The organism is Shuttleworthella satelles DSM 14600 (assembly GCF_000160115.1).
In the GTDB taxonomy this organism is placed as follows: domain Bacteria; phylum Bacillota; class Clostridia; order Lachnospirales; family Lachnospiraceae; genus Shuttleworthia; species Shuttleworthia satelles.
Genome location: NZ_GG665867.1, coordinates 105,410 through 126,556, shown reverse-complemented (window position 1 = coordinate 126,556; position 21,147 = coordinate 105,410). Strand labels below are relative to the sequence as shown.

15 protein-coding genes are annotated in these 21,147 nt (G+C 54.6%); 14 read left to right on the top strand and 1 reads right to left on the bottom strand.

Translation table 11 applies throughout. The annotated features are described in order from the left end of the window. The first annotated feature begins 18 nt into the window (after positions 1-18). From pfkA to GCWU000342_RS07335, 4 genes are all read left to right on the top strand, one after another. Positions 19-993, top strand: coding sequence for a 6-phosphofructokinase (gene pfkA / locus GCWU000342_RS07355; RefSeq protein ID WP_006906741.1), 975 nt, complete (start codon positions 19-21; stop codon positions 991-993). A 195-nt stretch (positions 994-1,188) separates the two neighbouring features. Continuing rightward, positions 1,189-2,025 (top strand): TrmH family RNA methyltransferase, encoded by an 837-nt coding sequence (locus tag GCWU000342_RS07345; RefSeq protein WP_006906739.1) that lies wholly within the window; start codon positions 1,189-1,191, stop codon positions 2,023-2,025. Between the two features lies 1 nt (position 2,026). After that, positions 2,027-2,296 carry a hypothetical protein gene (locus GCWU000342_RS07340; RefSeq protein ID WP_006906738.1) on the top strand — a complete coding sequence of 90 codons (270 nt, stop codon included), beginning with the start codon at positions 2,027-2,029 and terminating at the stop codon, positions 2,294-2,296. Positions 2,297-2,332: 36 nt separating this feature from the next. Then, entirely contained in the window at positions 2,333-3,016 is a 684-nt protein-coding gene (locus tag GCWU000342_RS07335; protein WP_006906737.1) for a GTP pyrophosphokinase, read from the top strand. On the opposite strand, the gene GCWU000342_RS07330 is transcribed toward GCWU000342_RS07335, so the two are convergent. Beyond that, entirely contained in the window at positions 2,964-3,824 is an 861-nt protein-coding gene (locus GCWU000342_RS07330) for a lysophospholipid acyltransferase family protein (RefSeq protein ID WP_006906736.1), read from the bottom strand. The genes GCWU000342_RS07335 and GCWU000342_RS07330 overlap by 53 nt on opposite strands. A gap of 303 nt (positions 3,825-4,127) precedes the next feature. Between GCWU000342_RS07330 and GCWU000342_RS07320 the strand changes: the two genes are divergently transcribed. From GCWU000342_RS07320 to GCWU000342_RS07270, 10 genes are all read left to right on the top strand, one after another. Further along, the gene (locus GCWU000342_RS07320; protein ID WP_006906734.1) at positions 4,128-4,376 is read left to right on the top strand and encodes a Veg family protein; all 249 of its coding nucleotides are present in this window, start codon (positions 4,128-4,130) and stop codon (positions 4,374-4,376) included. A gap of 19 nt (positions 4,377-4,395) precedes the next feature. Beyond that, the gene (locus GCWU000342_RS07315; RefSeq protein WP_006906733.1) at positions 4,396-5,658 is read left to right on the top strand and encodes a coiled-coil domain-containing protein; all 1,263 of its coding nucleotides are present in this window, start codon (positions 4,396-4,398) and stop codon (positions 5,656-5,658) included. Positions 5,659-6,102: 444 nt separating this feature from the next. After that, on the top strand, positions 6,103-6,972 hold the full coding sequence (locus GCWU000342_RS07310) for a methionyl aminopeptidase (protein WP_045000872.1): 870 nt from the start codon (positions 6,103-6,105) through the stop codon (positions 6,970-6,972). An 848-nt stretch (positions 6,973-7,820) separates the two neighbouring features. Further along, positions 7,821-10,388: a preprotein translocase subunit SecA gene (gene secA, locus GCWU000342_RS07305; protein WP_006906730.1), complete on the top strand. Its 2,568-nt coding sequence runs from the start codon at positions 7,821-7,823 to the stop codon at positions 10,386-10,388. A gap of 348 nt (positions 10,389-10,736) precedes the next feature. After that, positions 10,737-12,731 carry an excinuclease ABC subunit UvrB gene (uvrB, locus tag GCWU000342_RS07295; protein WP_006906728.1) on the top strand — a complete coding sequence of 665 codons (1,995 nt, stop codon included), beginning with the start codon at positions 10,737-10,739 and terminating at the stop codon, positions 12,729-12,731. Between the two features lie 11 nt (positions 12,732-12,742). Next, positions 12,743-15,613 carry an excinuclease ABC subunit UvrA gene (gene uvrA / locus GCWU000342_RS07290; protein WP_045001068.1) on the top strand — a complete coding sequence of 957 codons (2,871 nt, stop codon included), beginning with the start codon at positions 12,743-12,745 and terminating at the stop codon, positions 15,611-15,613. Positions 15,614-15,846: 233 nt separating this feature from the next. After that, positions 15,847-16,479, top strand: a complete 633-nt coding sequence (gene eda, locus GCWU000342_RS07285) for a bifunctional 4-hydroxy-2-oxoglutarate aldolase/2-dehydro-3-deoxy-phosphogluconate aldolase (RefSeq protein ID WP_006906726.1) — start codon at positions 15,847-15,849, stop codon at positions 16,477-16,479. Positions 16,480-16,753: 274 nt separating this feature from the next. Further along, on the top strand, positions 16,754-17,752 hold the full coding sequence (gene mreB / locus GCWU000342_RS07280) for a rod shape-determining protein (protein ID WP_006906725.1): 999 nt from the start codon (positions 16,754-16,756) through the stop codon (positions 17,750-17,752). 274 nt (positions 17,753-18,026) lie between these two features. After that, positions 18,027-20,279 carry an SF1B family DNA helicase RecD2 gene (gene recD2, locus GCWU000342_RS07275; protein ID WP_006906723.1) on the top strand — a complete coding sequence of 751 codons (2,253 nt, stop codon included), beginning with the start codon at positions 18,027-18,029 and terminating at the stop codon, positions 20,277-20,279. Between the two features lie 48 nt (positions 20,280-20,327). After that, complete coding sequence (locus GCWU000342_RS07270; RefSeq protein WP_006906722.1) at positions 20,328-21,104, top strand: ComF family protein; 777 nt, start codon at positions 20,328-20,330, stop codon at positions 21,102-21,104. Positions 21,105-21,147: the final 43 nt, after the last annotated feature.

Here is a 21,147-nt window from a genome sequence, read left to right as displayed (position 1 = left end):
AAACTGGAGGAAGAGTCCATGGTGAAAGAGATTAAATGCATTGGCGTGTTGACCAGCGGAGGCGATGCGCCCGGAATGAATGCAGCCATTCGCGCCGTTGTTCGAAAGGCGCTGGCAGCCGGCCGGCAGGTCAAGGGAATTCATCGGGGTTATGCGGGCCTGCTCAATGAGGAGATTGTGGAGATGAACGCCCACAGTGTCTCTGATATCATCGGCAAGGGTGGGACGATTCTTCAGACGGCCCGTTGCCTGGAGTTTGCCCAGGAAGAATATCAGAAGAAGGCTGCCGATATCTGCAAGAAGCATGGGATTGACGGCCTGGTTGTCATCGGAGGCGATGGATCCTTCAAGGGGGCACAGAAACTTGCCGCCCACGGGATCAACACCATCGGCCTGCCCGGAACCATTGACCTGGATATCTCATGTACCGAGTACACCATCGGCTTCGACACGGCAGTGAATACCGCCATGGAGGCGATCGACAAGGTGCGTGATACATCGACATCGCATGAGAGGTGCTCCATCATTGAGGTGATGGGACGGGGGGCCGGCTACATTGCCCTCTGGTGCGGTATCGCCAACGGCGCCGAGGATGTTCTCCTCCCGGAGATCTATAACTATGATGAGCAGTCCATAGTGGACCACATTATCGCGGATCGCCGCAGGGGCAAGCAGCATCACATTATTGTCAACGCGGAGGGCATCGGACACTCCATGTCCATGGCCAAGAGAATTGAGGCCGCGACCGGAATCGAAACCAGAGCAACCATCCTGGGTCACATGCAGCGGGGGGGGTCTCCCACGGCTAAAGACCGCGTCTACGCCTCCACCATGGGAGCCATGGCAGTGGATCTCCTCTGTGAGGGTAGAACCAACCGGGTTGTGGGCTATAATCATGGCGAGTTCCAGGACTTTGATATTGACGAGGCCCTGGCGATGAATAAGGACTTGGACAAGTATCAGGTGGAGATTTGCCGCGTCCTGTCCAATTGATGGACCAAGAGAGGACTGGCAGTAAGAAGCGGGACCAAAGAGATAGAGGAGGCAGGCGGCTGCTCCCTCTATTTTCTTATGGAAGAGTCCTGACTGTAGAAGCGGACCCTGCTGCAGACTCGTTGGAAGCGGGCCTGAAGGCAGGAATGAATCCCTGTCATAGAGCCTCGGATTTTTAAAGAGAAAAGGGGAACAATGATCTCAAGCACATCCAATGAACATGTCAGACAGGTTTGCCAATTGCAGAAGAAGAGCAGGATTCGCCGCAAGGAGGGGCTCTTTGTGGCGGAGGGGCTTCGCATGGTCTGCGAGACCCCGGCGGAGCTGGTCAGAGAGATCTACGTCTCAGAGCGCTTCCTCGCAGAGCACGGAGAGGACAGGGGATATCGGGATTTCCTGGACAGCCTGGAAGCGGGCCGAAATCAAAACAGAAAAACGCAGGGCGGACAAACAGGTCCGCTGGAAGTCTCTGATCCTGTGATGGAGTACATGTCCGATACCGTGACACCCCAGGGAATCCTGGCAGTGGTCCGACAGCCCGCCTATCAGTGGGAGGAGCTTCTGGGCGGACACAAGACCCTTCTTATGATTTTAGAAAACATTCAGGATCCCGGCAATCTGGGGACGATCTTTCGCACGGCAGAAGGGGCGGGAGCAACGGGCATTCTGATGAGCAGAGATACGGTGGATCTCTTCTCCCCCAAGGTGATTCGGTCTACCATGGGTTCCCTCTATCGGGTTCCCTGGCTGATCACAGAGGATTTGTCCTCCTATCTTAAGAGGGCCAGGGAGTCAGGCGTTTGTCTCTACGCGGCTGACCTGCAGGCCAAGTGTGATTATGATCAGGCGGACTGCAGGACAGCCTGCGGATTCTTGATCGGCAATGAGGGGAGCGGCTTGAGGGATGCGACGGCTGCCCTCGCAGAGGCCAGAATCCGTATCCCTATGGGGGGACGATTGGAGTCTTTAAATGCGGCGATGGCGGCCGGAATCCTCATGTATGAGGCGGCGAGACAGAGAAGGCGAGGATAAGATGAGGATTGACTTTCGGGAGATTGCCTCGGGCAGAAATATCGCTGATTACACGGTGGAAGACAAGAGTAATCAAAGTCGGACCAGGAAGATTTATGGGGCGATCGAAGAGGCCTGTTATGCCCTTGATCTTCCCAGGCCCATCTGGCTGGACCAGAATATTCGTGAGTTCAAGCGGCACGCGAAAACGCGTTTCGGGCAGGACTCTTTCCTGGAAGAGCTCTCCTTTGACTTCCTGGAGATTCAAGTGCTTGAAGAAGATCTATGGTAGAATAGAAGGAGTGAGTACCAGGCCGGGAGGTGGAAGATGGAAGCTCTTGAAGCGATCGGCGAGGGGCCGGACAGCTGGAATACGATGATGCTCCTGTACAATGCGGCGCTCAAGGAGATCAATACCAAGGTTGAGATCCTGATCGATGAATTTCAGCATGTGCACCGCTACAATCCCATCGAGTATGTGAAGTCAAGAATCAAGTCCCCTGAGAGTATTGTGGCCAAATTAAAGAGATACGGCTATGAGCCGACCATTCATAACATGGTTCAGTACTGCAATGACATCTCGGGAATCCGTATCGTGTGCGCCTTTACCTCTGATATCTATCGAATCGTCGAGTCGATCCAGAGACAGAATGACCTGCGGATTCTCCAGGTCAAGGACTATATTTCCAAGCCCAAAGAATCCGGCTATAAATCTTATCATCTGTTGGTTTCTGTGCCTATTTTCCTGTCAGATCGGGTGGTGGACACCAAGGTGGAGATCCAGATCCGCACCATAGCTATGGATTTCTGGGCCTCTTTAGAGCATAAGATCTATTACAAGTTCGAGGGCAAGGCCCCGGCTTATATCAGCAGAGATCTGAGGGAGTGCGCGGATTTCGTCTCTATGCTGGATGCCAAGATGCTCTCCCTCAACGAGGCCATCCAGGCGGCCAAAAAGGTCAACGAGGAAGAGGCTGAGGCGGAGCGGAAAGCCCCGCGTCCTGCAGACTGACGCCGGGGTTAGAGGGGGAGGCCTTGCCTGCGGCAAATTCTCTTAATTCCAGGGCAGAGGCCTCGTGCTGCCAGACTTCTCCGTTTTCCAGAAGCATTCCTGCCAGACAGGAGCGAACCTGATCGGGGAGCCGGCGGATGGCCTGACGGTCCAGATCCGCGGTTTCAATGGCGGGGCCGAAGGTCAGGATCAAAGTGGATTTGCGCGTCCAGGGCAGGCGGGGGAATTGATCCTCCAGAGCTCTGGAGCTGTTGCTGATGGCAACCGGTATAATGGGGGCGCCTGATTTGCTGGCAATCTTAAAACTGCCCCCGTGGAAGGGGAGCATGGAATCGGTCTTGGACCGGCTGCCCTCGGGGTAGATAAAAATGGAGTGTCCGCGCCCGAGCATATCAATGGCTTCCAGGACCATTTTCAGGCCTTCACGGGTATTTTTGCGGTTTAAAAAGAGGACATCAAGACAGGACATCCAGGTGGACAGAAGGGGGATCCTGGAGAATTCCTTTTTCCCGATATAAGAAGTGGGACCGGGCAGCAGGGGAAGAGTACAGAGGACATCAAAGAAGCTCCGGTGGTTGCCCATATAGATAAGAGCCCTGTCCCGGGGAATATTCTCTAGACCGCGGACGACCAGTCTGACGCCCACCAGTCGCTGGATCATAGTCACAGCCCAGGATAAGATCCTGTGGCTGACGCGCCAGGCTGAGTCGGGAGATGCCTTGTGCCAGAGCCAGAGCGCGAGAAGCAGAGGGCTGGTTACAAGCAGAAAGAGGATGACAAAAAGAAGGGTGATGACGCCTCGGATCATTGCGGTCTCCTTTGAAAGATCAATTCACATGATGACCCTATCATATCATATGAAGGGGATAAAATTCTTCCGGCGGGCCAAGCTGCTTTGGAGTATTTTAGGGAAGAAGACGAAGCAAATGTTACAGATAAATAACCGGGTCGAAGATCAGGGAAATGCTACCGTATCAAAATCAAGTAAATGTTACAGAACTTTGACAAAATACAGATGAGATGTTATCATAGACCAAAATGTGATCCGCCTTATCTGGAGCTCTTGACTCTGGCGTCTATCGCGTGGATCCGACACCAGGAAGGATAATAGATGGAAACTTCAGACTTCGATAAGGTACGGGCTTCCGTTGCCCAGAGCTGCGGCAGCAGAGTTCGTCTTCAACTCGATCGCGGAAGGAACAAGATCGATGTTCAGGAAGGCGTGATTCAGGAGGCCTATCCAAGTGTCTTCACGATTTTGGTGGATGACAGAGAAGAGAGGAAACCGGCTCAGCTTCTGAGTTTCAGTTACACGGACATTATTACCAAAGAGATTCGCATGCAGTTGTGCGAGGATTGAGGATTAAGGAGTTTTCAGAATGCGCAGACGTACTTTTCAGCTGGCAGCCAAGGGAATTACCTTTTCGCTTGTTTTGACATCAGCTCTTGTGATGATGCCTGCTTCCTATCCCCAGGTAGAAGCGGCGGAGATCAGCGACATTGAGGCTCAGCAGGCACAGGTTCAGAGTGAGCTCGCCTCTTTGGACAGTAATCTGGTGCAGGTGGTCAAGCAGCTGGAGGATCTGCAGACGCAGATCTCAGACAAGCAGCAGGAGATCGCAAGCACGGAGCAGAGCATTAAGGACGGGCAGGCTGCTGCGGATCAGCAGTATCGGGATATGAAGGCCCGTATGAAGAGCATGTATGAGACAGGGGATAATAATTCCCTCCTGGCCATCATGGCGGAATCCGGCAGCCTGGCCGAACTGGTCAGCCGCGTGGAGTACTCCAATCAGCTTTACACCTATGATCGAAATCTTCTGGGTTCTTACAAGGCGACCGTAGAAGAGGTGACTGCCCTCAAGGGGTCTCTGGAATCCGAGAAGGCTGAGTTGAGCGCTCGTCAGGGAGAGCTGAAGACGACGCAGACCAATCTCAACACCATGATTTCTTCCAAGCAGGGGGAGGCAAGCAATTTGTCCGCCCAGCTGGAGGAGGCCAAGGCCTTAGCTGCAAAACAGGCGGAACTGGAGCGCCAGAAGCAGGAGCGGGAGGCTGCCGCGAGACTCGCGCAGATTCAGAGCCAGAATCGCACTAACCAGACCAGACAAGCGAATAACAGTCAGGACAGTTCCAACAACAATGGTGGGAATACTTCCAGGAAGAACTCGAACAATGGAGGGAACACCACACCTTCAAAGAATACTACCAATAAGAATACCTCCACGAACAGGAATAATAGCAGCAATACGACAACAGAGCGCTATTCAGGCGGGAACGCCATCGTCGCTTATGCCTGCCAGTTTGTGGGACGCAGGTATGTCTGGGGAGGAGCGTCATTGACCAATGGAGCGGACTGCTCCGGCTTTGTCGGCCAGGTGATGGCGCATTTCGGCCTGCTCAGTCAGGCGCAGGCAGACAAACACGGTTACACCTCAGAGAGCTTGGTAAATGTGGGTAAGCCGGTGGCCGAGAGGGATATGCAGCCGGGAGATATCATCTGTTACCCTGGCCATGTGGCGATTTATGCCGGCAACGGAGTTGTCGTTGAGGCTCAGAATGAGCAGTGCGGGATCCGCTATGGCCGCCCTTACAATAAGTATTTCGGCTCCATCACCGCGATTCGCCGTCTGGGCGTCTGAGACAGGGCACTTGATTTTAACAGGAACATCTATTTCAATAAGAAGAATTGACTGGCAGGCCGGCCACTATCAATCGTAATCTTGCGCTTGACGCAGATGCGCTGATAGTGGTCGGTCTGTTAGTCTGACAAGGGGGCTGTCTTCTCCCGGAAGATGAAGTGCCCCTCTTGATATAAGTCGAAGACGAAATGCTCCCTTTTTGAGATGGGGTAAAGACAGCATGCCCCTCTTGATATGAGTTGAAGATGAAATGCTCCCTTTTTGAGATGAGGTAAAGACAGCATGCCTCTCTTGAGATGGGATGAAGACGAAATGCTCCTCTTGAGTTGACAGATCAGGAATCAGAGAGCAGAATTGCATTGGATTCCAAAGAAAGGACAAGTTCAGGATCCTGTTCAAGAATTTTTGTGCAGAACCAATTCTGTGTATAGAAAGAAGCGGAAGATGAAAGTTGGAAGAAATGATCCCTGTTGGTGCGGCAGCGGACGCAAGTACAAGCAGTGCCATATGGCGTTTGACCAGAAGCTGGATCATCTGGCCAGTCAGGGGCACATTGTTCCCCGTCGTGACCTGATCAAGACGCAGGAGGACATTGCCATGATTCGGGAGGCCGCCAAGGTCAACCGGGCCGTTTTAGATGAGGTGGCAGAGAAGATCTGTGAGGGGATGCCCACTTCGGACATTGACCGCATCGTTGCGGAGAAGACGGCCAGCTATGGCGCTGTCTGCGCCCCGCTCAACTATGAGGGCTTTCCATACAGCGTCTGCACTTCGGTCAACGATCAGGTCTGCCACGGCTTTCCCTCTGAGAACGTATTTCTCAAGGAAGGGGATATCATCAATGTGGACTGCACTTCCATTTTAAATGGGAAATATGCCGACTCCTCCCGGATGTTCATGATCGGGCAGGTTTCCGAGGAGGCCAGAAAGCTGGTGGAGGCAACCAAGAAGGCCTGTGATCTGGGTCTGGAGCAGGTCAAGCCCTGGGGCTTTCTGGGCGATGTCGGTCAGGCGGTTAACGACTATGCGACTTCCTGCGGCTATCAGGTGGTTCGGGAGATCGGAGGCCACGGGGTAGGCAATGGCTTTCACGAGGATCCCTGGGTCGGGTTCACGACCAGGCGGGGAAGCGAGATGGTTATGGCGCCGGGACTTATGTTTACTATTGAACCCATGATCAATGCCGGGAGCAGTAAGGTATATACGGACAAAAAGAACGGCTGGGAGATTTACACGCTGGATGGTTCTCTGTCCGCCCAGTGGGAGTATCAGGTCCTTGTCACCGAGGACGGCTATGAGATGATTTCCTGGTAGTATCACCCTGCTTAATCGAAAGTCCGCTATGGGCTCTTAAGGATCCCGCCCCAACATTTGACATAGAGCCAAAAAAGCGAGGACCTTGGCCTTTCTCTTCGACCAGGATCCCCGCCTACGGATTAACATCTATTAAATTGTCCAACGGACTTTTACCCCCTTTCGGGTAACAGTCAACGGTTACAATACAGCGAGCCCTGCTCGCGCCTCTTTTCCTCCCGGATCATCTGACGACTTCATACATGTCTCATCTCGTATCACTTCGCTCTGTCTCTTCTGGTTCTCCTTCTGGAACCTAAGCTGAAATAGCTTCTATCATAAAGTCGGATGTGTATGGTTCAGGAAGATCCTATCAACTTATACCGGCTGATGGCGGTTGGGGTAGTTCGTATGTGACCCTTCGGACTGTACCTCCAATCTGATGAAAGTTTAATGTTGAATAAAGAAGTAAGAAGTTTGGTTATCCGATCGGCTCTTCTTGTTTCTTTGTGACTTCATCATACACAGGTAGATCAGCCTTGTCAAGAAAAAACTGCAAACAAATAATATTCAGAATAGTTTATGGATATAAAACAATAAATATTGAGAAAATTCTGACAACTATGGAGACAGAAAACTTGTGAACAATCTTTGGTTCGTGCTAAAATGTCGCTTAGCGCAGAGGAGGCCTGATTTCGCCTCACGGCCTTCCTTGAAGACAGCGCGCGCGATCTGATCTTAGGATGGATCAAGGGATAGATGAGGCGGAGCGCAGGAGCAGAAAGAGCAGCCAAAACAGCTTTCACTTTTTATTTAGTTTATAGCGATGAAATGCCCGTGAGGCGCATTTGACCGCCGCAGGAGATAAGATGGGTTTAGCAAGTAAATTTTTTGGAACGCACAGTCAGCGTGAGGTCAAGCGCCTTATGTCTCTGGTCAGAAAGGTCGAGTCCTATGACGAGGCCATGCAGGCCTTGACCGATGAGGAGCTGGCAGCGAAGACGAGAGAATTCAAGGATCGCTATTCTACCGGCGAGAGCCTGGAGGATCTGCTCCCGGAGGCCTATGCCGCCGTGCGCGAGGCGGATTACCGGGTGCTTGGCATGAAGCCCTTTCAGGTTCAGATAATCGGAGGGATTATTCTTCACCAGGGTCGTATCGCCGAGATGAAGACCGGAGAAGGTAAGACGCTGGTTGCGACCATGCCGGCCTACCTGAATGCCCTGACCGGCCAGGGAGTTCACATCGTCACAGTCAATGATTATCTGGCCAAGCGTGACGCGGATCAGATGGGGCAGGTTCATCGCTTCATGGGGCTGACCTGCGGCTGTGTCCTCAATGATATGGACAAGGACTCCCGCCGCGAGGCCTATGAGAACGATATTACCTATATTACGAACAATGAGCTCGGATTCGACTATCTGCGCGACAACATGGTTGTCTATGAGAAGGATATGGTTCAGCGGGGCCTGCACTACTGTATCATCGACGAGGTCGATTCGGTCCTGATCGATGAGGCCAGAACTCCTCTGATCATCTCCGGCCAATCCGGCAAGTCCACCCGCCTCTATGAGGCCTGTGATGTGCTGGCCAACCAGTTGAAGCGCGGGGCCGATATGCCGGAGCTCTCCAAGATGGATGCTCTCATGGGAGAAATGCCTGAGGAGACAGGGGATTTCATTGTCAATGAGAAGGACAAGGTGGTCAGTCTGACCCAGGACGGCGTCAGGAAGGTCGAGAACTTCTTCCATTTGGACAATCTGGCGGATGCTGAGAATCTGGAGATTCAGCACAATGTGATCCTTGCCCTGCGCGCCCATCAGCTCATGCACCGGGATCAGGACTATGTTGTCAAGGACAATGAGGTCTTGATCGTAGATTCCTTCACCGGCCGTATTATGCCCGGCCGCCGCTTCTCCGATGGTCTGCACCAGGCCATTGAGGCCAAGGAGCACGTGAAGGTCAAGAGGGAGAGCCAGACTCTGGCCACCATCACCTTCCAGAACTTCTTCAATAAATATGATAAGAAGGCAGGAATGACCGGTACGGCTCTTACGGAAGAGCAGGAGTTCAGAGATATTTACGGGATGGATGTCGTCGAGGTCCCCACCAATATGCCGGTGATCCGGCTGGATCACAATGACGTGGTCTATAAGACCAAGAAGGAGAAGTACAAGGCTGTCGTTGAGGCGGCCCTGGAGGCGCATGAGAAGGGACAGCCGGTTCTGATCGGCACCATCAATATTGACGTCTCAGAGCTTCTCTCGAAAATGCTCTCCCGCCAGGGAATCGCGCACAACGTCTTAAACGCCAAGTTCCATGAGAAGGAGGCGGAGATCGTTGCCAACGCAGGCCTGCACGGAGCTGTGACCATTGCGACCAATATGGCCGGCCGTGGTACGGATATCAAGCTGGATGAGGGAGCCAGGGCTGCCGGGGGTCTTAAGATTATCGGCACCGAGCGCCATGAGTCCCGCCGTATCGACAATCAGCTGCGGGGCCGTTCCGGCCGTCAGGGCGATCCCGGCGAGTCCCAGTTCTTTATTTCCCTGGAAGATGATCTGATGCGTCTTTTCGGCTCCGAGAAGCTGATTGGCATGTTTGAGTCCTTGGGGGTTCCCGAGGATGAACCCATTCAGCACAAGATGCTTTCCTCGGCCATCGAAAACGCGCAGAAGAAGATTGAGTCCAACAACTTCGCCATCCGCAAGAATCTTCTCGAATACGATCAGGTCATGAACGAGCAGCGGGAGGTGATCTACGAGCAGCGTCGTCGTGTCCTGGACGGCGAGAATATGAGGGACAATATTCTGGATATGATCGACACGAATATTGAGAGTCTGGTCGACACGGTCATCACGCCCGAATTGGATCGTGAGGAGTGGGATATCCATGAGCTCAAGCGGGTTCTAATCCCGGTAATTCCCCTGGAGAATTTGACCGTGGAAAGTCTGGCGGACATCAAGAGGGTCGACAAGCTTAAGGAGCGTCTGAAAGAACAGGCAGTTGAGCTCTACGAGAAGAAGGAGGCGGAATTCGAGAATCCGGATGACTTCCGCGAGATCGAGCGCGTTGTACTCCTGCGGGCCATTGACCAGCACTGGATGCAGGAGATCGACGATATGGACCAGCTTCGCCAGGGAATCGGCCTGCAGGGATATGGCCAGCGCAATCCTGTGGATGAGTACAAGAGAATCTCCTATGACATGGTGGATGAGATGAATCAGGCCATCCGTGAGGATACGGTGCAGATGCTCTATCGCATTCGGATTGAGCGGCCTGTTGAACGCGAAGAGGTGGCCCAGGAGACCGGGACCAATCTGTCTGAATCCGCCTCCGGTCCTAGGGTGCGCCGACATGCCAAGGTATATCCCAACGATCCTTGCCCCTGTGGCTCCGGGAAGAAGTACAAGTATTGTCATGGAGCGGGGAAGTGACAGTCTGAGTGACTGCCGTGGCGGGAAAGTGACAGTCTGAGTGACTGCTGTGGCGGGGAAATGACACCCTGAATGACTGCTGCGGAGCTTATCTTTGATTTTGGACAGGAACAGTACAGAGAAAGGGGAGGCCGAGGGGCTTCCTCTTTTTCAGCCATTGCGGGGCCTGATGCAGCTGTGGGGGAAATGCGAAAATGGGGAGAAATGCGGGAAATAGGGGAAAGGCGGCGAAATTTGTCAGGGCACTGGACAGGGGGAGTAGTCGTGCTATAATATGCGAACCAGAATACATGTTCGAAAAGAGGGACCTGGAACAGAGGCGTCCGGAAGCTGAGATTGAGGAGAATCATGGATCATTTTGTCTTACATTCCAAATACAAGCCGACCGGAGACCAGCCTCAGGCCATTGACGCTCTGGTCAAGGGCTTCAGAGAGGGCGACCAGTTCGCCACGCTGAAGGGGGTTACCGGCTCCGGCAAGACCTTTACCATGGCTAACGTCATCCAGAAGCTGAACAAACCCACTTTGATTATCAGCCACAACAAGACCCTGGCCGGCCAGCTCTACGGAGAGATGAAGGAGTTCTTTCCAGAGAACGCCGTCGAGTATTTTGTCTCCTACTATGACTACTACCAGCCCGAGGCCTATGTGCCGCAGAGCGATACCTATATTGCCAAGGATTCCGCAATCAATGACGAGATTGACAAGCTGCGCCTGTCAGCGACGGCGGCCCTGGCAGAGCGGAGGGATGTGGTGATTGTGGCGTCGGTGTCCTGCATTTACGGGATTGGATCGCCGGAGGACTACGAGAACATGATGGTTTCTTTCCGCCCGGGAATGGAGATTGACCGGGATGACGCCATTAAATCTCTGATTGATATGCAGTACACGAGAAGTGACCTGGATTTCTCCCGGGGAACCTTTCGCGTCCGGGGAGATGTCCTGGACATCTTTCCAGCTGTGGCCAGCGACTATGCCTACCGGCTGGAGTTCTTCGGTGACGAGATCGACCGCATCCTTGAGATCGATGTGCTGACCCAGGAGGCCAGGCACGAGATGGAGCATGTGGCCATTTTCCCGGCCAGTCACTATGTTGTGCCCCAGGAGAAGATTGACGCGGCCTGCAAGACCATTCAGGAGGAGCTGGACAGCCGGATCCGCTATTTCAAGCAGAATGATAAGCTCCTGGAGGCTCAGCGGATTGCGGAGCGAACCAATTTTGACATTGAGATGCTGCGGGAGACAGGCTTCTGCTCCGGGATTGAGAATTACTCCCGCCATATGACTGGGCAGAAGCCCGGCCAGGCCCCCTACTGCCTGATCGATTACTTTGGGGATGACTTTCTGATGATTATTGATGAGAGTCATATCACCCTGCCCCAGATCCGGGGAATGTACAATGGGGACCAGGCCCGGAAGCGGTCTCTGGTAGACTACGGATTTCGCCTGCCCTCAGCTCTGGACAACCGTCCTCTCAACTTCGCGGAATTCGAGAATAAGATCGACCAGATGCTCTTTGTGTCGGCGACACCCGGGGACTATGAGGCGGAGCACGAGCTGATGCGGACGGAGCAGGTGATCCGGCCCACAGGCCTTCTGGATCCGGAGATTTTCGTGCGCCCTGTGGAGGGGCAGATTGACGACCTAATCGGAGAAATCCGCGGGGAGACGAAGAAGGGACACAAGGTTCTGATCACGACCCTGACCAAGCGCATGGCAGAGGATCTGACCGACTATATGCTGGAGCTGGGAATACGGGTCAAATACCTGCACTCCGATATTGACACCTTAGAGCGGGCCCAGATCATCCGCGACCTCCGTCTGGATGTCTTCGATGTCTTAGTCGGCATCAACCTCCTGCGCGAGGGACTGGATATCCCGGAGATCACTCTGGTGGCTATCCTGGACGCGGACAAGGAGGGCTTCCTGCGCTCTGAGACATCCCTGATTCAGACCATTGGCCGCGCGGCCCGTAATTCAGAGGGCCATGTCATCATGTATGCGGACACCATCACGGACTCAATGCGGCTGGCCATTGAGGAGACCAACCGCAGACGGGCTATGCAGCAGGCCTATAATGAGGAACACAAAATTACGCCACAGACCATCCGAAAGAAGATCCAGGAGGTCATCGCCATCTCCAGGGAGCTGGCGAAAGAGGACGCCGCTTTTTGCAAGGAACCGGAGGATATGTCCGCAGAGGAGCTGGAGGAGCGGATCCTGGATATCCGCAAGAAGATGGAATCCGCGGCGGCAGATCTCAACTTTGAGCGGGCAGCGGACCTGCGCGATCAACTGATCGACCTGCGCCGGCATCAGGAGGATGCGAAGAAGCAGAGATGAATGAGGTAACTATGGCTGACAGCAGTAAGCGCAAATACATTAAGATCCGGGGCGCCAATGAACATAATTTAAAGAATGTGAGCCTGGATATTCCCAGGGATGAATTCGTTGTTCTGACCGGCCTGTCCGGCTCAGGGAAGTCCTCGCTGGCATTTGACACCATCTTCGCGGAGGGCCAGAGACGATATATGCAATCTCTCTCTTCCTATGCCAGGCAGTTCTTGGGACAGATGGAGAAGCCGGATGTAGAGAAAATCGAGGGCCTGCCGCCGGCGATTTCCATCGATCAGAAGTCCACCAGTCACAATCCGCGATCCACTGTTGGAACGGTGACGGAGATCTATGATTATTTTCGCCTGCTCTATGCCAGAGCAGGGATTCCCCACTGCCCCAACTGCGGCAGGGAGATTCACAGGCAGACGGTAGATCAGATGGTGGATCAGATCCTGGCCCTGCCTGAGAAGACCAGGATTCAGCTGCTGGCGCCGGTGGTTCGCGGTCGCAAGGGAACCCACGAGAAGCTCTTTGCCTCCGCCAGAAGGTCCGGATATGTCCGCCTGATTGCGGATGGAAACCCCTATGAGCTCTCCGAGGAGATCCGGCTGGAGAAGAACATCAAGCACAATATCGAGATCGTGGTGGACCGCCTGGTAGTCAGGCCCGGCATCGAGAAGCGACTGACAGACTCGATCGAAAACGTCCTCAAGCTGGCCAACGGTCTCATGATTGTCGATGTGATCGGAGGAGATCCCATCCGCTTCTCGGAGTCTTATTCTTGTCCTTACTGCGGGATTTCCATTGATGAGATCGAACCGAGAACCTTCTCCTTCAATAATCCCTTTGGAGCCTGCCCTGAGTGCTTCGGCCTGGGCTATAAGATGGAGTTCGACGAGGATCTGATGATTCCGGACAAGAGTCTCTCCTTCAATGAGGGCTGTGTGCAGGCGATGGGCTGGCAGTCGGCCAATGACGGAAAGTCCTTTACGAATGCCATTTTAAAGGCCCTGTCCAGAGAGTATGGGTTCTCACTGGATACTCCCTACGAGAAGCTGCCCAAAAAGATCCGCGATATGTTTATCAATGGCTTTCCCAAGAGCGTCAAGGTCCACTATAAGGGGCAGAGGGGCGAGGGGGACTATGACATTCAGTTCGAGGGACTGGTCGCGAATATGAACCGCCGCTACCGGGAGACGGCATCTGACTCGATGAAGGCGGAATATGAGACCTTCATGCGCTTTTCCGACTGCCCCCTCTGCCATGGGCAGCGGTTGAAGCAGGAGGCCCTGGCAGTCACTGTGGCGGGTAAGAATATCTATGAAGTGACCAATATGTCTGTCAAAAATCTCCTGACCTTCCTGCGGGAGATTGACGATAAGCTGACGGCTCAGCAGCACAAGATCGGCGATGTGATTTTAAAGGAGATCCGTGGGCGCGTGGGATTCCTCAACGATGTAGGTCTGGATTACCTCTCCCTGGCCAGAGCGACAGCGACCCTGTCCGGGGGCGAGGCCCAGCGGATCCGCCTGGCCACCCAGATCGGTTCCGGACTGGTGGGGGTCGCCTATATCCTGGATGAGCCATCCATCGGCCTGCACCAGAGGGACAATGACAAGCTTCTGGCCTCTCTGCGCGGTCTGCGGGATCTAGGGAATACCCTGATTGTCGTTGAGCACGATGAGGATACCATGCGGCAGGCGGATTTCTTGGTGGATATCGGACCGGGAGCCGGTGAACACGGGGGGAAGCTGGTAGCCGCTGGCAGCGTGGAAGATATTATGAATACGCCGGAGTCGATCACGGGCGACTACCTGGCGGGCAGGCGCAGGATTGATCTGCCCGGAGAGCGAAGAAAGCCCAGCGGTAAGCTGAAGATCAAAGGGGCAGTGGAACATAATCTCAAGAATGTCAATGTGGAGATCCCCCTGGGCGTCATGACGGTTGTGACCGGGGTATCCGGCTCCGGCAAGTCCTCTCTGGTCAATGAGATCCTCTATAAGTCCCTGGCTAAAAAGCTCAACCGGGCTCGTCTGGTCCCGGGGAAATATAAGAAGATCGAGGGCGCGGAGCAATTGGATAAGATCATTGACATCGATCAATCCCCCATTGGCCGCACGCCCCGTTCCAACCCCGCTACTTACACAGGGGTCTTTGACATGATCCGTGACCTCTTCGCCGGGACCCCGGACGCCAAGGCCAGAGGCTATAAGAAGGGACGCTTCTCCTTCAATGTCAAGGGAGGCCGCTGTGAGGCCTGCGCGGGCGACGGTATCATTAAGATTGAGATGCACTTCCTGCCGGATGTATATGTACCCTGTGAGGTCTGCGGGGGCAAGCGCTATAACCGGGAGACCCTGGAGGTCAGGTATAAGGGAAAGAGCATCTATGACGTTTTGAATATGACGGTGGAAGAGGCCCTGGAGTTCTTCGCCAATGTGCCGACAATCCGCCGCAAGATTCAGACCCTCTATGATGTCGGTCTGGGCTACGTGCGCCTGGGGCAGCCCTCTACGGAATTGTCCGGGGGTGAGGCCCAGCGGATCAAGCTGGCCACAGAGCTGTCTAAGCGGAGTACGGGCAAGACCATCTATGTGCTGGACGAGCCCACGACGGGACTGCATTTTGAGGACGTCAACAAGCTGGTCAAAATTTTGCGCCAGCTCTCTGAGGGAGGAAATACCGTCGTCGTCATCGAGCACAACCTGGACGTGATCAAGTGCGCCGATTATATCATCGACCTGGGTCCGGAAGGGGGCGATGGAGGAGGAAGAGTGATCGCCAAGGGTAAGCCGGAGGAGATCGTCAAGGTCCAGGAAAGCTATACCGGAGAGTACCTCGCGCCCTACCTCAAGACTGCAGCAAAAGGACAGCAGGTGAGAAAATGACAGGTATCCTGGAATGTATGAGAGGACTGGGGTTGCGACAGGTACCCTGCAACACGTGAGGGGACAGATAACCTGCCAGGTGACCTGCAATCCATGAGAGGTTGAATGGCTCGCAAGAAATGCCCTTCTGCGCAATATTTACAAATAAATAAGCAAGTTTATAGATTTCACCCGATCGAGAGGGGTGCTACTCTAAAACTATCTGATGACTGAATTCGAATGAGGAGGCAAGAATGAATCAGGAAGAGTTTATGCAGAAACTGGCGGCGATTAAGGTCTGTCCCGTTGTTGTCATTGACGATGCTGAGGATGCCGTACCTCTCGCCAGGGCCCTGGAGGCCGGGGGACTTCCCATGGCGGAGGTGACCTTCCGCACGGAGGCTGCCGCAGAATCCATCGCCCGTATTGCAAGAGAAGTTCCGGGAGTGATTGTCGGCGCAGGGACAGTTCTTGACAGAGAGCAGTGCGCAAGAGCCATCGACGCGGGTGCGCAGTTCATTGTCGCCCCCTCTTTCTCTGATGAGGTGGCGCAATACGCAATCGGCCATGGCGTTGCCTACTGCCCCGGCACCTGTACACCGACAGATATCGCCAATGCCCTGCGCTACAATCTGCCCATGGTCAAGTTCTTCCCCGCGGAGGCATACGGCGGTCTGAAAACGATCAAGGCACTGGCCTCCGTCTTCCCCCAGCTCAAGTTCATGCCGACCGGCGGTGTGAATCCGCAGAATGTCAACGACTATCTGGCCTTCGACAAGATTATCTCCGTTGGCGGTACCTGGGTCTGCAAGAAGGATCTGGTCAGGGCAAAGGACTGGGATGGCATCAGCAGGGCCTGCCATGAGGCTTACGAGCTGACCCACTGACCCTGAGATCAGGCGCCGCTCGGGAGAACCTGGGAGAATCCGGGAGAACCTGTAAAATTATCATTTCAAAGTGCTCCGGCCTGGCCGGGGCGCTTTTTTTGACTGGAACCGGAGCAAACCATTTCCTAAATTGAAATACGCGGATGATTCGCTATAATAATTAAGTAGTCCGCCCGGAAGCGGGCAGCCCATTTGAGAGATGACTTGTGATCCCGTGCGACGCCCCTGTGGGGGGCGAGGGATCTGCAGATAGAAGAAGGGGAAGGAGTTCCGAATGAATTCAACGGATATCGGTATTGATCTGGGTACGGCCAGCATTCTTGTATATGTGAAGGGTAAGGGAGTTGTTCTCAAGGAGCCCTCCGTAGTCGCTTTTGACCGTGACACCAACAAGATCAAGGCGATCGGTGAGGAGGCCCGTCTCATGATTGGCCGTACGCCCGGCAATATTATCGCGGTGCGGCCACTGCGTCAGGGAGTGATCGCAGACTACACGGTCACGGAGAAGATGATCAAGTACTTTGTTCAGAAGGCCATTGGCAGGCGGAGCTATCGCAAGCCCCGCATTTCCGTATGCGTGCCCTCAGGAGTCACGGAAGTGGAGAAGAGAGCGGTCGAGGACGCTACCTATGCGGCCGGCGCCAGAGAGGTCGCCATTATTGAGGAGCCAATCGCGGCCGCAATCGGGGCCGGGATCGATATCTCCAAGCCCTGCGGCAATATGATTGTCGATATCGGCGGAGGAACCTCTGATATCGCTGTAATCTCCCTGGGAGGCTCTGTGGTCAGCACATCGATAAAGATCGCCGGAGATAACTTCGACGAGGCTTTGGTTCGCTATATGCGCAAGAAGCACAACCTTCTGATCGGCGAGCGCACCGCGGAGGACATCAAGATCAAGATTGGCAGCTGCTATCCTCTGGATGAGACAAAGACGATGGATGTCCGCGGCCGGAATCTGGTTACCGGCCTTCCCAAGGTGATCACGGTTTCCTCGGAGGAGACGGAAGAGGCCCTGCACGAGCCAACGGTCCAGATTGTCGAGGCGGTGCATTCCGTCCTCGAGAAGACGCCTCCGGAGCTGGCAGCCGATGTGGCTGATCGGGGAATCATCCTGACCGGAGGAGGTTCCCTCCTTCGCGGTCTGGAACAGCTGATGGAGGAGCGCACCGGAATCAATGCGATGACGGCGGAGGAACCCATGACCTGTGTCGCGATCGGTACCGGCAAGTATGTAGATCTCTTGAGCGGCGATAAGCTGACGGCAGATTGAAGATTTTTGCTGATCTGTCTGAAAGCGCCGGGCTGCAGTTCACAGTCGGTCGTCTGGCTGTCAGTCGGAAATTTTTTGAAAATGCTGAGTCCCATGCAGATATCCGCCTGTTTTCAGCGGGGATGATGCGTGGGACTTTTTATGACGCTGGAGTCCACATCCCGTGCCTTCTATTGTCCGCAACAGTAGAAGGATCACAGAGCGATTGAAGCCGGAGCCATTGGCCTGCCCGACCATGTCGGACGGTGCTTTGGACTGCCGATGAGGAGTGAGCATGGAAATCCATGGCTATGTAGATCACATCATCTATCACAATATGGAGAATGCCTATACCGTGATGTCTGTGGCGGTCAACGGGGAACAGGAGGTGGTTGTCGGAACATTTCCGGGAATTTCAGAGGGAGAGAACCTGACCCTCCAGGGGGAATATGTCATGCATGCCTCCTACGGAGAGCAGTTCAAGGCGACTTCCTATGAGGTCCGCCCGCCGGAGGATGCCGTGGCCATGGAGCGCTACCTGGGCAGCGGGGCCATCAAGGGGGTGGGGCCAAAGCTGGCTGCCCGTATTGTCAAGACCTTCAAGGGAGACACCTTTCGGGTCATGGAGGAGGATCCGACCCGCCTGTCCAAGATCAAGGGAATCTCCGAGAAAATGGCCCTGGATATCTGCGGACAGATCATAGAGAAAAGGGATACCCGTGAGGCTATGGTCTTCCTGGAGAGCTATGGGATTCACTCGAATTTAGCCATGAAGGTATATAGGCAGTATGGCTCCCAGGTCTACAGCGTCATTGCCAACAATCCCTACCGCATGGCTGAGGATATCAGCGGAGTGGGCTTTAAGATCGCGGATGAGATCGCGTCTAAGGTCGGGATCAGCGCCAGCTCCGAATACAGGATCCAATGCGGCGTCCTCTATATCTTGAATCAGGCTGCTTGTTCGGGTCACACCTATCTGCCAAAGGAGCTTTTGCTGCGGAATACGGCACAGATGCTGGGACTGGATCCGCAAGATGTCGAAGCCAATCTTATGAACATGGCCATGGAGAAGAAGATTGTCATCCGGGGCCGGGAAGATCCGCAGGTCTATGCGGGGGCATTTTACCGCATGGAAGAAATGACGGCGGGGATGATGCTGGCTTTAAATCACAACTATCATGTGGAGGATGACCAGATTGAAGCGGCAATTGCCAGACTGGAGCAAGGCGAGCGGATGGAACTGGATCCCCAGCAGAAGGAGGCGGTCACCACAGCCATTCGCCATGGGGTCTGCCTGATGACCGGCGGGCCGGGGACCGGGAAAACCACGACCATTCGAGCCATGCTCAACTATTTTCTGGACCAGGGTCTCAATGTACAGCTTGCCGCCCCGACCGGTCGGGCGGCCAAGCGCATGTCGGAGGCGACCGGATGTCAGGCGAAAACCATCCATCGTCTCCTGGAGGTCAGCGGTGGCGCGGGAGAGGAGGGAGAGTCTCTGGGGAGATTTGAGCGCGACCAGTTCCACCCCCTGGAGGCAGAGGTCATCATTGTCGATGAGATGTCCATGGTGGATATTTCCCTCATGCACGCTCTGCTCAAGGCGGTCGCTGATCAGACCCGCCTGATTCTGGTCGGCGATATCAATCAGCTGCCCAGCGTTGGTCCGGGAAACGTTCTGCGGGATCTGATTGATTCGGGGGCCTTTCCGACCGTGCGGCTGGATCGGATTTTTCGCCAGTCTGAGGCCAGCGATATCGTGGTAAATGCCCACAGAATCAACCGGGGACAGACCGTCATTCTCGACAATAAGAGCAAGGACTTCTTCTTCCTGGAGAGAGAGGACGCGGATCATATCATCAGCGTGACCCTGCAGCTGATGCGGGATAAGCTGCCTGCCTATGTGGGGGCGGACATGTTCGACATCCAGGTCCTGACTCCCAGCAGAAAGGGACTGCTGGGGGTGGAGAGACTGAATGAAATTCTGCAGAAATATCTGAATCCCGAGGGGGAGTCCCGAAGGGAATACCGCTGCGGGGAGAGGATCTTTCGCGAGGGCGATAAGGTCATGCAAATCAAGAACAACTATCAGATGGAGTGGGAGGTTCGCAGCGAGTACGGCCTTGTCTTCGACCGGGGGACCGGAGTCTTCAACGGGGACATGGGGCGGATTGAGGAGATAGATCACTTCAGCCAGAGCCTGACGGTCCGCTATGACGAGGATCGTCTGGTGACCTATCCGTTCAAGCAGCTGGATGAACTGGAGCTGGCCTACGCGATCACGATTCACAAGTCTCAGGGGTCAGAGTATCCGGCAGTCATTATCCCGCTGCTGGACGGCCCCCGTATGCTCCTGAACCGCAATCTGATCTATACGGCGGTGACCCGCGCCAGATCCTGCGTCACCCTGGTGGGGAAGGAGCAGATTTTCCGGCAAATGTGTGACAACAACACGCAGGCCAGACGGTTCTCCGGGCTCTGTCAGCGGATCACAGAGCAGGTACAGACGCAGGAAAAGATGAATCAGATAACCCGGGAAAATGCCTGAGAAAAATGCTAAAATCGTAGATGAAAAGAGAGATGCGGGAGCATCATTATGAAATGGACGTCAATCATCTATCCGCCCACCTGTCCCGGATGCGACAGAGTTCTTCGACCGGAGGAGAGAGAAAGGGGCTTTTGCGGCTCCTGCCTGGAGCAAATCGTTCTGGCGGAGGAACCCTGCTGCAAGATCTGTGGCAAAGCGCTTGGCGACGAGAGACAGGAGCGCTGCGCGGACTGTCGGAAAGAGGAGCACCTCTTCACCCAGGGGAAGTCTCTCTTCATCTACAGGGGGCCTATGAAGGAGGCTATGTACCGTTTTAAGTACTCGCGCAGGCTGTCCTACCGGAGGATTTTCGCGGCGGAGGCCCTGAGGCGGTATGGGGCGGACCCGGATTGTCGGAGGGGGAAGAGAAATGGGGAGAATGCCATTTTGGCCGGAGCGGACTGGCTTGCCCGGATCCGAGTCAATTGGATTGTCCCGGTGCCCATGCACGCGGCCAAGGAGCGAAGGAGAGGATACAATCAGGCAGCCGTCTGGGGCCAGGGCCTGTCAGAGGCGGTGGGGATTCCCATGCTTTCTCGACTGCTGATTCGGACCCGGGATACAGCTCCCCAGAAGACTCTGAGCAGGGAGAAGCGGAGGAAGAACCTGGAAGGGGCTTTTGCCCTGGCCAGGGAGGATATCTGTCTGCGGGGAAATCGGATTCTTCTGGTGGATGATATCTACACCACAGGGAGCACCTGCGACGCCGCGAGCAAGGTCCTGCTTGAGGCGGGAGCGGAAGCGGTTTATCTGCTGACCATCTGCATCGGGCGGGATGATCTCTGAGGGACCCTTATGATATAATCACAGGAGAATTTGGCCTGTTACC

Excerpts from the sequence above, each read along its gene's own strand:
- uvrB (WP_006906728.1), top strand. The coding sequence starts at position 10,737 with ATGGATCATTTTGTCTTACATTCCAAATACAAGCCGACCGGAGACCAG.
- GCWU000342_RS07315 (WP_006906733.1), top strand. The coding sequence starts at position 4,396 with ATGCGCAGACGTACTTTTCAGCTGGCAGCCAAGGGAATTACCTTTTCG.
- uvrA (WP_045001068.1), top strand. The coding sequence starts at position 12,743 with ATGGCTGACAGCAGTAAGCGCAAATACATTAAGATCCGGGGCGCCAAT.
- mreB (WP_006906725.1), top strand. The coding sequence starts at position 16,754 with ATGAATTCAACGGATATCGGTATTGATCTGGGTACGGCCAGCATTCTT.
- GCWU000342_RS07310 (WP_045000872.1), top strand. The coding sequence starts at position 6,103 with ATGAAAGTTGGAAGAAATGATCCCTGTTGGTGCGGCAGCGGACGCAAG.
- recD2 (WP_006906723.1), top strand. The coding sequence starts at position 18,027 with ATGGAAATCCATGGCTATGTAGATCACATCATCTATCACAATATGGAG.
- pfkA (WP_006906741.1), top strand. The coding sequence starts at position 19 with ATGGTGAAAGAGATTAAATGCATTGGCGTGTTGACCAGCGGAGGCGAT.
- GCWU000342_RS07320 (WP_006906734.1), top strand. The coding sequence starts at position 4,128 with ATGGAAACTTCAGACTTCGATAAGGTACGGGCTTCCGTTGCCCAGAGC.
- eda (WP_006906726.1), top strand. The coding sequence starts at position 15,847 with ATGAATCAGGAAGAGTTTATGCAGAAACTGGCGGCGATTAAGGTCTGT.
- GCWU000342_RS07335 (WP_006906737.1), top strand. The coding sequence starts at position 2,333 with ATGGAAGCTCTTGAAGCGATCGGCGAGGGGCCGGACAGCTGGAATACG.
- GCWU000342_RS07270 (WP_006906722.1), top strand. The coding sequence starts at position 20,328 with ATGAAATGGACGTCAATCATCTATCCGCCCACCTGTCCCGGATGCGAC.
- GCWU000342_RS07340 (WP_006906738.1), top strand. The coding sequence starts at position 2,027 with ATGAGGATTGACTTTCGGGAGATTGCCTCGGGCAGAAATATCGCTGAT.
- GCWU000342_RS07330 (WP_006906736.1), bottom strand. The coding sequence starts at position 3,824 with ATGATCCGAGGCGTCATCACCCTTCTTTTTGTCATCCTCTTTCTGCTT.
- GCWU000342_RS07345 (WP_006906739.1), top strand. The coding sequence starts at position 1,189 with ATGATCTCAAGCACATCCAATGAACATGTCAGACAGGTTTGCCAATTG.
- secA (WP_006906730.1), top strand. The coding sequence starts at position 7,821 with ATGGGTTTAGCAAGTAAATTTTTTGGAACGCACAGTCAGCGTGAGGTC.